Source organism: Clostridium sp. D5, assembly GCF_000190355.1.
In the GTDB taxonomy this organism is placed as follows: Bacteria; Bacillota; Clostridia; order Lachnospirales; family Lachnospiraceae; genus Faecalicatena; species Faecalicatena fissicatena_A.
The window spans coordinates 108,841-120,963 of sequence record NZ_GL870813.1 but is presented as its reverse complement, the minus strand read 5'-3'; the positions used below and the strand labels follow the sequence as shown (position 1 = coordinate 120,963).

The 12,123-nt window shown below is 40.8% G+C and carries 9 protein-coding genes; all 9 read right to left on the bottom strand.

The window, feature by feature from the left end:
* Positions 1-394 precede the first annotated feature (394 nt).
* The 9 genes from HMPREF0240_RS12375 to HMPREF0240_RS23470 all read right to left on the bottom strand — a co-directional run bounded on the left by HMPREF0240_RS12375 (position 395) and on the right by HMPREF0240_RS23470 (position 12,090).
* Positions 395-1,663, bottom strand: coding sequence for a hypothetical protein (locus HMPREF0240_RS12375; protein WP_009003754.1), 1,269 nt, complete (start codon positions 1,661-1,663; stop codon positions 395-397).
* 48 nt (positions 1,664-1,711) lie between these two features.
* Positions 1,712-2,725 (bottom strand): alcohol dehydrogenase catalytic domain-containing protein, encoded by a 1,014-nt coding sequence (locus HMPREF0240_RS12370; RefSeq protein WP_009003753.1) that lies wholly within the window; start codon positions 2,723-2,725, stop codon positions 1,712-1,714.
* Between the two features lie 98 nt (positions 2,726-2,823).
* Positions 2,824-3,849: a sugar kinase gene (locus HMPREF0240_RS12365; protein ID WP_009003752.1), complete on the bottom strand. Its 1,026-nt coding sequence runs from the start codon at positions 3,847-3,849 to the stop codon at positions 2,824-2,826.
* A gap of 63 nt (positions 3,850-3,912) precedes the next feature.
* Positions 3,913-4,872, bottom strand: a complete 960-nt coding sequence (locus HMPREF0240_RS12360) for a bifunctional 4-hydroxy-2-oxoglutarate aldolase/2-dehydro-3-deoxy-phosphogluconate aldolase (protein WP_009003751.1) — start codon at positions 4,870-4,872, stop codon at positions 3,913-3,915.
* A 15-nt stretch (positions 4,873-4,887) separates the two neighbouring features.
* Complete coding sequence (locus HMPREF0240_RS12355; protein ID WP_009003750.1) at positions 4,888-5,688, bottom strand: gluconate 5-dehydrogenase; 801 nt, start codon at positions 5,686-5,688, stop codon at positions 4,888-4,890.
* 97 nt (positions 5,689-5,785) lie between these two features.
* On the bottom strand, positions 5,786-6,880 hold the full coding sequence (locus HMPREF0240_RS12350) for a mandelate racemase/muconate lactonizing enzyme family protein (protein WP_009003749.1): 1,095 nt from the start codon (positions 6,878-6,880) through the stop codon (positions 5,786-5,788).
* 11 nt (positions 6,881-6,891) lie between these two features.
* Complete coding sequence (locus tag HMPREF0240_RS12345; RefSeq protein ID WP_035313307.1) at positions 6,892-8,337, bottom strand: aldehyde dehydrogenase; 1,446 nt, start codon at positions 8,335-8,337, stop codon at positions 6,892-6,894.
* 455 nt (positions 8,338-8,792) lie between these two features.
* Complete coding sequence (locus tag HMPREF0240_RS12340; RefSeq protein WP_009003747.1) at positions 8,793-10,352, bottom strand: response regulator; 1,560 nt, start codon at positions 10,350-10,352, stop codon at positions 8,793-8,795.
* 4 nt (positions 10,353-10,356) lie between these two features.
* Positions 10,357-12,090 carry a histidine kinase gene (locus HMPREF0240_RS23470; protein ID WP_050794539.1) on the bottom strand — a complete coding sequence of 578 codons (1,734 nt, stop codon included), beginning with the start codon at positions 12,088-12,090 and terminating at the stop codon, positions 10,357-10,359.
* Positions 12,091-12,123 lie beyond the last annotated feature (33 nt).

The window sequence follows — 12,123 nt, the reverse complement described above, 5'->3', positions numbered from 1 at the left end:
TTACATGCCATATCATAGAACTTTTTCTTTCACCAACGATAATATATGAGCTTATTGAAACTAAAACTATTCTCATGCACAAAGCTGTACTCTGTTTTCCGTGAATACTGATCACAGATTAATAGATAGATTTCCAGCATACTAAAAGCAGTCCTGTAAAATCAGATAATAATCTTACCTAAATGTAAATCATAAACACAAAATCCACCAGACTCAAAATTCTGGTGGATTTTGTGGATTCTATATTGCTGATACCTTATTTTGATATGGCATTCCCTCTATTTTTCACTTTTTAATTTTAAGGTATACAGTAGGTACAACTGCATAGCCTAAATTATATACCTATATACCCAAACTCAGACACTACAAAGTAACATATTTCTATTCCAATATATCAATAGTACTCATTTATCAGCCCACGTACCATTTTTGACCATTCTTTTACTTTTTCTACTGGATGCCTCCCCAGAGTCCCTCCTATATTCAGAACAATCTCCGTGTTGCACCCGTGTTTTTTAGATGCTGTCAGGACACTCCTGATCTCTTTTTCAGCATTTTCTTTATCCCACCTGTCATTTACAAAATGAACTCCCGCCGCGCGGTAACTGTATACATAATCCCCTTTGATTGCATCAGCAGCATGTTCTACATCACACCATTCACTAACGGAAATCTTTCTCGCATTATTCAGACCACGTATCAGGTCAATTTTATGGTCCAATACCTCACAACATCCTACATTAATATATTTGAACAGGCTCATAACTTCTTTATCATATGCATAACTAAATTCATCGTGCATAGCATTTGATACACAGTTAAACACCTCCGCACACGTGAATCCCCATGAGTCACTTAATTTGACTTTATGCGTGAAAGGGTCTTCCACATCCCGGAAATCCGGAATACCCGTAGCATACCGAAGTCCTGCCGATCCCAGTGGCTCAGAATTATCCAGTGTCCCCCAGATTCCTGCGTCTTCCAGCATCCGAAAACGTGCCTTAAAATTATCCGTTATTTTCCTAAGAGCGGCGTGCATCCATTCCGGTTCATCATACATGTCCATGTAGGTATTCTCCATCCCCCTGAACCAGGAAAACTCATCAGCTATTTTAGCCGCCATTGTATGTGGCTTTTTTAACACTGTCAGTATTGGATGAAAAATATCATATGCCTGTTCATAGTTAAGACGTGTTGTCTCTTTATCGTAAGTCAGTTTTGGCATACGCAGTTTCTCTATGTCTGAATCTTCCACAATGACAGGAACCATTGCATAGGCGCCACTTTCATCGGTATCATTATCTGTACGTTCAATTTTACGCTCAAGCCCTTCATAATCTTCAAGTCCAAAAACCTGCTGTGAATAAATGACCGGCTCCAGCACGTTATCATCCTCTAACTCTTTTGAATAAAACATTTTTGTTTTTAAGTATGACTCAAATTGCCTTGCTGTTTGATCCTGACATTTATAAGAATTCTGCGGCAAGATCTCATTTAATGCCAGCGGCCAGTAATGGTTAATGAAAACGGGTTTTGCTGCACCTGACAGATCATTGATTGCATACCAGTTTTTTCTTTTCTTTTCATTTATGTCTGCGTGAGCTAATTCTGAATATCGCTTTGCTAACTCCCGGAGATATTCTCTTTCTTTGCTTGTTATCATATTTTTAGACTCCTTTAATCAAAAACCCAAATTCCGGTTTAAAATACTTTAAAATGTTATAATTGTCTTCACAATTTCGGCACCTTCCGAGATCGTTTCCTCAAAAGCTTTTTGTATCTCCTCCAATGGATATACTCTGGAAATCATCGTATCTGCATTAATCTGCCCTTCCTCTAGCCACTGCATTACTTTTGGGAATTGATGGCAGTTCATTCTTGAACCAACTAAAGTAAGTTCTTTCTTTGTGATTTTCACAGGAGGAATACCGGCTGGATTAGAATCAAACCCAATTACAGCAATGCGCCCACAAGGAGCAGCCATATCTACTGTCTGTTCTGTTAACGGAGCTGCACCAACGGCATCAATCACTACAGAAGCCCCTCCTGGAGAAAAACGCTCCACCGCCTCTCTCAGAGATTCCTTATTACTGTTCACGGTAACGTCCGCTCCTGCCTCCCTTGCTTTGGAAAGTTTTGCGTCAACCACGTCTGCAACCAGTACCTTCGCTCCTAAGCCTTTTGCCGCCTGTGCAACACAGATTCCGATTGTTCCGCTTCCGATAATAACCACAGTGTCTTCTGATGATGCCATTGTTCTGGACAGTATATTCGCCGCAATTGAGAACGGTTCTGCCAGTGCGGCCTGTTCGTATGATATTTTGCTGTCGAACGGATATAAGTGTTTTTCTTCCACCACAACATAATCCTGAAAGCCGCCATCCATCTGAACCCCATAGCATTTTACATCATTGCATACATTCTCGTGGCCTGTACGGCAGGTCATACATTCCCCACAGGAAAATACCGGATCCAGGACTACACTGTCCCCAACTTTCACTCTGGTCACACCTTTTCCTGTCTGTTTCACTAAACCAGACAACTCATGCCCCATAACTCTAGGGTATTCCACATCTGCGCGTTCGCCCTTAAAAATATGTATATCAGTTCCACAGATACCTACTGCCTTAATTTCTACTAAGACTTCGTTTTCTGATTTTATTGCAGGCATTTCCTCTTCAATTAATTTAATTGTATTCGCAGAAATCAGTTTTGCAGCTCTCATGTTTAATCTCCTCTCATCTTTTGCGGATGCTTGATATCTTTTTGTGTATCCGCTTATTATTTGCATTATTATTCATATTTTATTTAATAAACCATCGTCTATCTCACCATTTCAGCATCAGCACCGGTATTTTTGTGGGCTTTGATAACTGTTTCAATTTCTTCGCAAGAAGATGCCTGCATATCTCCCGGGATTGTATTTTTCACTGCTCCTGCAGCATTACCAAACTCAAGTGCTTTCCGGCAGCTGCCATCATTGCTCAGCAGCCCATACAATACCCCGGAAATATAGGCATCCCCACTTCCTATTCTGTCTATAACTTCAATATTTACATAAGGCGGTTCTTCCAGATATGCATCATTTAATTTGTCATAAATTATTGACCCAAACGTATGCAGACGTGGAGAATGTACTACCCGCTGCGTTGAAGCCACAACATGAATTGAATATTCGTCTGCCAGTTCCCGCATAATTGTCTTAATATCTCCCGTTTTCTTAAAAGTGAGCCTTGCGGTATCTTCTGAACAGAAAAAAATATCGACATAAGAAAGTATTTCCTCAATAGCTGTGCGTGCTTCTGGGCCACTCCACAAATTACTCCTGTAATTCACATCAAATGAAATCAGCGCTCCCGCTTCTTTGAATTTTTTCATCATATTGACTACTGTTTTTCTCGTGTTTTCACATAAAGCCAAAGTAATACCAGTAGTATGGAAACATCTGGCTGAGGAATATATCTCATCTCCGAATTCTTCTGTGCTAATTTTCAACATAGATGTATGCATCCTGTCGTATACTATTCTGGGTTTCCTTGGATACGCACCGTTTTCGTAGTAATATATGCCTAACCTGCCGTTTTTCATTTTATCATAAACAAGGTACTCATCACTGACCCCTACAAATCTGATCTTGTTTCTAGCATAAATGCCTATATCATTATCAGGTATTTTTGATATAATTCCTGTACGCAGCCCGAGAAGAGATGCCCCGCTTAAAACATTCAGCTCCGCTCCGCCTACTTGTTTCTCAAAGTTATCCTCCCGCACTATCCGCTCATTCTGTGGCGGTGACAGGCGCAAAAGTATTTCCCCCAGCGACAGGACATCGAATTTTGTGATTCCCATTTTTACCTCCTTATATGCTGACAGGGAATGCTTGCACATCCCCCGCCTCCTCATGGAATCAAGCTATTGCTGAATCAAATGCACAGCAAACCCACCGATTTCTTCTTTCAGATATAACAATATTAGTTTACCATCCTGATATTTTGCCGTCTCCATATTAAACAGGATTCCCTGTCTCGACAAATATTCTACTGCTCTTGGTACGCTGTTTACAGATACTGCAATATGTCCGTTCTTTCCAAGATAAGGTGACTTCATCATTTCAATTCCCTCTCCTGCAAATACGGAATCATTTCCGCTTTTATTCATGAATCCGAAAAGAGTTTGAAATCTATCGGCTGCATGTTCTGCTTCCTCTGCATCTTTGCAGTTCATACCAATGTGCTTCAGATTAAATCCCAGCATAGTCATTACCGCTTCCCGTGTAAGCTCTTTAATTTTTTCAAAAGATCCATTCTGTATCAAATCACTTTTTACCATCCAGCTTCCACCACAGGCAACAATTTTATCAAATGCAAGATATTCATTTAGATTCTTAATATTGATTCCGCCTGTTGGCATAAACATCATGTTTGTATATGCTGCTGACATAGACTTTATCATATTCAGCCCGCCTGATGCCTCTGCCGGAAAAAACTTGACAGTATCAAGTCCCAGCTCTAATGCCTGCTCTATCTGACCCGGATTGGTCACCCCCGGCACAATAGGAATTCCTTTATCCTGACAATGCTGTACGACCTTTGGATTCAGACCCGGGCTGACTATAAATTTTGCCCCAGCCTCCACAGCCTTGTCAGCCTGCTCTGTCGTCAGTACCGTGCCAGCACCAACTATCATATCCGGATACTCCTGCACCATGATACGAATGGATTCCTCAGCTGCTTCTGTGCGGAAGGTTATCTCGGCACAGGGAAGCCCACCTTCACGCAAAGCTTTCGCCAGCGGCGCTGCATCCTTTGCATCATTCAAAACAACCACCGGAACGATTCCCAGGCTCTGTATTCTCTTCAAAACCACGTCCATGCTTCTCTCCTCTTTTTATTTAGGCTGCTTTCCAATATACGCCAGAATTCCGCCGTCCACATACAGCACATGCCCATTTACAAAATTCGATGCATCAGATGCAAGGAAGACTGCCGGACCTGCAAGGTCTGAAGGGTCTCCCCAACGCGCTGCCGGTGTTTTTGAAATAATAAACTGGTCAAAAGGATGGCGGCTTCCGTCTTCCTGCGGTTCTCTTAACGGAGCGGTCTGAGGCGTGGCAATATAACCGGGCCCTATTCCATTACACTGTATATTGTACTCGCCATATTCGGAACAGATATTCCTCGTCAGCATCTTCAGACCGCCTTTTGCTGCCGCATAAGCTGATACTGTCTCACGCCCAAGCTCACTCATCATGGAGCAGATGTTAATGATCTTCCCATGCCCTTTTTTAATCATAGAAGGAATGACTGCCTTTGATACAATAAATGGAGCATTTAAATCCACATCAATTACCTGCCGGAATTCTTCTACCGTCATCTCACACATAGGTATTCTTTTAATGATACCTGCATTATTCACTAAAATATCAATAATCCCAACTTCTTTTTCTACCTTCTCTACAAGCGCATTCACTTGCTTTTCATCCGTTACATCACATACGTATCCACGTGCTTTGATCCCACACTCTTCGTATGCTGCCAATCCTTTATCAACCAGCTCCTGTTTAATGTCATTAAATACAATTGTCGCACCTGCTTCTGCATACCCTTTTGCAATTGCAAAACCAATACCATAAGACGCACCTGTAATCAGTGCTATTTTTCCTTCCAACGAAAACATTCTATTCTCCATTTTTTACCTCCATCTAAAAGTTTAATCCTTATTTTTAACAACACAACACTGTTCTGCTCCTACTGATTCAGACTCTTCCATCCCCAACTTTGATTTTCTACTTCTGTTGATAAGGACGCAGCATATCCCAGTCAAATTCTACCCCTGTCCCTGGTTCCTTACTGGTATCAAGATACCCTTCCTTTACGATAAGCGGCTCCACTGTGTACTGATAAATGGGGAAACTGTGGAATTCCACATATCCTCTGTTGTCCAGGGCCCCCAGGACATTTGCGTGAAGCTCCTGCATTCCATGTGAATGCACCTTTAAGGTATATTCTTCTGCCAGAGCGCCTACTTTCATAAATCCCGTAATTCCGCATACATTAGAACAATCAGGGATAGGGCAACTGATTCTGCCTATTTTAATTGCCAGCTCGTGTTCATAAATGGAATGCAGATTTTCACCCATGGCAATCGGTATTGATGTAGCCTGTCCAATTCTTGCATACCCTTCATAATCATCCGGATTTGTTGGTTCTTCCAACCATCCGACATTGTATTCTTCCAATTGGCGTGCCATCCGGATTGCCTGCTCAACAGACCATACCATATTGGCATCCACCATAAAAAGTGCTTCATTACCAAGCAACTTTCTTACTGCTTTTACTCTCTGGATATCTTCCTCTTCCTTTTCCCTTCCCAGTTTTATCTTGATTGCAGTATGCCCCGCCTTCAGCTGCTTCTCAATGTTTTCAAGCAGTTCCTTTTCTGAATACATTAAGTCAATACCACCGTAATAAGTTCGTACTTTATTCGTCCCTGTTCCATTAACGTCTCTTAATGCCATCTTCTTCGTCTTGAGTTCGATATCCCAAAACGCAATATCCAAAGCCGAAATCGCAAAAGAAGCAACACCACCTCTTGCCACATAATGAATATGTTGATTCATATAGTCGTTCATCTCATACGGTGTTTTCATTTCAAGTCCAATCAGCTGCGGTATCAGGTCATTCTCCAGCATTTTCGCAATTGCCGCTCCCCCGAAGCCACCGGTGTATGTATAACCAACCCCGCTTCTGCCATCTTCAAGCATAACAGTTGCTGTCACAAGTTCAAAAAAATCGTGTTTTCCATGAAGAGCATCAACCAGATTTCCTTCCAAAGGTACTCTGAAATACTCTATTTTTATTTGCTTTATGATATTTGACATGTTCTCTACTCCTAATAATTATAGTTCATATAAACTGTTTTTTTCTGAAGGTAACCTTCCAGTCCATGCTTACCATCTTCACCACCAATGCCACTTAATTTATATCCATTATGGAACGCATTTACCATCTCACCATTTTCTCTGTTTGTATACACTTCTCCGAATTCCAGCTCGTTCACTGCACGCATAATATTTTTTGCATTGTTTGTAAATAAATAAGCAGACAGCCCATAATCGCAGTCATTTGCAAACAATAGTGCTTCATCAAAATCCTTAACCTTCATAATTGGAAGAACCGGCCCAAAGGTTTCCTTCTGCATCAGCTCATTCTTATTATCATCTACCTCTACAATCATTGGATACAGCCAATTACCGTTCTGTGTCGGCTTCACATCAGGAGTCATATCCAAAAGTATCTTCCCGCCCTCTTCCAGAGATTTTTGAACCATCTGATGAATCTTATCAACCTCTGCACGGTTTACCTTCGGACCAATATCTGTTCCTGGTGCCTTAGGGTCTCCAACAATCAGCTTCTTTGTCTCTTCGGCCAGTTTTTGTTTGAATTCTTCATATACATTTTCATGAATATACATGCGTTCATTGCAGGTACATATCTGCCCGCAGTTTGAAAATCGGGAGATAACAGCGCACTTCACAGCCTTATCTAAATCAGCATCGTCCATAACAATAAAGGGGGCCTTACCGCCCAATTCCAGACGTACAGCCACACAATTATCCGCTGCCGCTCTGAACACCTCAAGTCCGGCATTGGTACTGCCCGTCAATGTTACAAGCTTTACGATCTGATTCCGTACCAGGGCATCTCCAACCACTCTTCCTGAACCAGTAATAAAATTCAGGACACCTGCCGGAAGACTGCTTTTCCCTGCAATCAGTTCTCCAAACCTCATGACTGTGAGCGGGGTTTCTGATGGGGGCTTGACAATCATTGTATTGCCACATACCAGAGCATTTCCTATTTTTCTTGCTGCCAAAGCCAGCGGGAAATTCCACGCTACAATTCCTACTGTAACTCCGAAAGGAACCCTCTGAATCCAAGCCTGCTCATTCTCCATCTCAGACGTTACAATCTCACCTTCAATTCGGCGAGCAGATTCAGCAGCATATCTTAAGAATCCCGCAGCCCCTTCTACCTCACCGATTGCTTCATGCAGCGGCTTACCATGCTCAGTAGTAAGAAGATCTGATAACTCTTCCTTGTTATCCATCAGAAGTTCTGCTAACTCAATCAAATAATCCCCTCGCTGTTTGGCTGTTAGTTTCCGCCAATCTCTTTGGGCCCGCTGAGACGACAGAAGTGCTGCCTGTGCATCTTCTTTTGTTCCTTTTGGAACACTGCCGATCACTTCATTGTCCATCGGGTTCAGTACATCAATTACTTCTCCGGATACCGATGGAACTAATTTCCCGTCAATCAAATTTTTTAAATTATACATTAGCACTCTCCTTTTTTTATTTATTGTATACTATTTTAAAGAAAAAATCAATTTTTTTGTATAATTAATTATTTAATTTTTTTATATGCTGCTGTTTACAAACAGATCCGTGAACTAATGCCATCTAGTTAGCGATTGAATAATTCTATTCAGGAATAGGAAATATTTTCTTTTCATTAATAACAAACCTTCAAGCTCTGCGCTTACATTTGCTGAGTCCGTAATCTTGTCTGATTTTGTCTCTAAACGGCAGTTATTAATACGTATCTCCTCTGTTGCCACAAGCTTAACAGGTTTCCAGATTTTAAATGGTATCAATCCTGTTTAGGAATCCCTCCGTCATGTCCTGCTCGGGCTTCAAACGCTCTATCCGTCAATTGTAACCACTGAAATCCTGTGTCCTTCTGCCATTGTTACGGAAATTTATAAACCTTTATTTTCCTATACTCTTAATTTTACAAATTGTTCATGCGTGAGTGTCTTTCCCTCTCATATTCTCTTGGGGTCATCCCAACGCGTTTTTTGAATGAACGTCCAAAATGTTCCACACTTTTATAACCTACTGCATCACTGATATCCGCCAACCTCATGTTTGTATTCTTAAGTAGCTTTTTGGCGGCTTCCATCCTTATGTCAGTTAGATATTCTACAAATGTGATCCCTGTCTCCTTCTTGAATTTCACACTGAAATACTTTTCATTCAATCCTACTATACTGGCTGCATCTGTAAGATTCAGACTGGGGTCTCTATAATTATCCTTTAGATAATAAATCACCGTTTCAACGCTGCCATCTGTCCCTATATATTTCTCTCTGTGTGAACCTCCATATTTGTTCTGGAGATAATCCATCAGCCAGCGGTTATAGTTGGCTATCCACATCATCATTGTACTGCTCTCATCCAGCCGCGACAGCTTTTCATTAAAATCTATTCCCCCCCACAGCCTTTGTATAGAATCACCTATTTCTTCTAAAAATAAGGACTCAAAGTATAATAGTTCCATGCAGGTTTTCTTAGTCCCATCCAGACTTGTACATATCTGGCTGTTAAAAATGTCCGACTGGCATTCCAGCATTTTTTCTCCATCCAGCATTTTAAACGCCTGCAGAATCCCCCTGTACTTCTCCTGATTTGCCAATGCTTCGCTCCACCGGAAACCTTCCACAGAGTCCTCTGTGAAAATACTGTTTTTTCCAAATATATGCCGCACCGACATTCTTTGCTCTGCCTGATATATGCAATCGTTAAGTCTATCCTCTCCCCTGGACCAATCACTTACTCCAATATAAACATCCACATTCATATAAGTCTTTATTACCTGCATTAACCGTAATCCAAACGAATATATCTGCTCCGTCCGAATTCGGCCGGATCTATAGCAGATCAGCAGACTGGCGCCGGAATATTCGATAATAAAACTGTGGTTTGCAATTCTAGGAATCTGCATGATGATTTTCCTTATCGTGGCAACCATCTCTCTTTCCGCATGGGAAAAACTGCTTTGTGCCGTGCCTGCATCAGCCACTTTTACCACAAGGCAGTAATAGTCCTCCAGAAGGGGGGGGACTGATTTCCTATTGTTCATAACCATATCACGGAACAGCTCTTCTTTCGTCACATTTTCTATTATATTGCTTTCCTGTAGTTTTTTCTTTACTTTCAACACTAATTTTTTTAATGACTCTGGATTCAATTCTGTTTTCAGCAAATAATCTTCTATACCATATTTGAAGCCTTCCCTGACGAGGTCAAAATCACTATAAGAGCTGACAGCAATGATTTGTATTGTATTGTTTATTTTTCTGATTTCACTGATTAGCCTAATCCCCCCCATAATGGGCATCTTCATATCTGTTATGATCAAATGGACGGTGGCTGTTTCTAAGAACTCCAATGCTGCCTTCCCATTCTCCACCGCACCGACAACATCAAACCCAAGTTCCTCCCAGTCCAGCAAACTTCGAATGCCTATGCGGTTCGTCATATCATCGTCAACAAGCAGTACATGATACATTACATCACCCTCCATTTATAACCGGCAGTTCAAAATATATCTCTGTATAAAATCCCGCCTCACTTTTAATATTGATGCTGCAATTTTCTCCATAATATAGCTTTAGACGCTTATTAATATTGGCGATTCCTATTTTTTCTCCGTTATCCGGATATTTTCGTAGTATAGAATAGATTTCGCTTTCCTCAATCCCTTTTCCATTATCCCATATACTAATATAAAGCCTACCTTTCCTTTTCTTCACCGTAATTTTGATTCTTCCAATATCCGTTTTCTGCTCAAATCCATGAGTTATGGCATTTTCAATAAACGGCTGCATAATTAACTTAGGAATCCTGCATGACAGGCACGTGTCATCTATATCATATTCTACATCAAAATTATTCACATATCGGATCAGCATAATGTTGATATAGGACTGGATAGAAAAAAGTTCTTTCTCTACTGTATGGAAGCTTCCCTTATCTCGGAAAGATACGTTTAAAATGTTGATGAGGGATTCCGTCATTATTTGTATTCCTTCTAACCGGGCTATCATTGCCATAAATCTAATGCTGCTCAATGAATTGGAAAGGAAATGAGGATTTATCTGCAATTCCAGTGCTTTCATTTCCTCTTCATGCTTTTCCTTCTCTTTTTCTATATTGTCCCGTATTAAACTCTGTATCATTTCCATCATCTGATTGTATTTTTCTTTAATCATTCTTATTTCATACAGGCCATAGACTTCCCGCTTCTTTAACTGTGGGTTTTCTGCTTCCCGGTTCATTATGTCCGACAGTTCGGTAATCGGATTTATGATATTCTTAAGCAGTCTGTTTATAAATAAATACAGTACGGTAAACAGAATACATGTGCTTCCGGCAATTAAAAGCAGGATAATCTGATATTTTCCATCTACCACATCAGCGTCAGAAACAGCGATTACTTTCCACTTTGTCCTCTTTATTGATTGAACTGCATAATGCAGTTTATTTCCATGATATTCAGACATGCTTATTTCACGGGCTGTATTTTCATATGCCAAGCTAGAACCGGCAAGCACCCTGCCATGAGCATCTGTCAGATATAATTCTATGTTATCTGTCCATTCACCGGAGGTTTTTATTAACTCCAGTCCATCAGAGAGCACACCTATTGTACCTGCTTTTACTGTCGTGCCAACGCCCAGGTCCTTGAATCCTAATGTAAAAAACAGCAGATTTTCTCTTGCTATAATCTGGGGTCTGTTAAATTCCCTCTTATCAATGACAGAAACATGTACAATATCCGGTTCTGATTCTGCTGTTTTATACCATTGGTATGTGTTCCATTCCTTAGCAGGCTGTATGCTTATATTTTCAAAAGCAAAGCTGCTGCCGTCCTCCATTAAAAAATCAACGGATACGATTTGAGGCTGCATGACCAGCCTCATATGGAACTGATCTGATAATTCGCGGTAATGCTTATACTTGTCATTATTGGACGCCTTATTGTAGAAAGTCAGTTCCCGCAGAATAACCCTTTCGTTTGTCCTGGAAAAATGTGCAAGCTCTCTTGCATAATCCGACATTTCCCTTTCCAAAATATCTGCCGCACTTTTTCCCGCAATAGATAATTTGTCCTGCTGCTCATGATCTATCTGCCTCAGGACCAGATACATACCTGCAAAAAATATAAGGATCAACGGCAGGAATACCAGCTTTACAAACATTTTTCTATAATAACGCTGTATGGTTAAGTTTTTATCAGCTTTCATACTCATCAGGCTCCCTTTTTGGAAGACTTATTG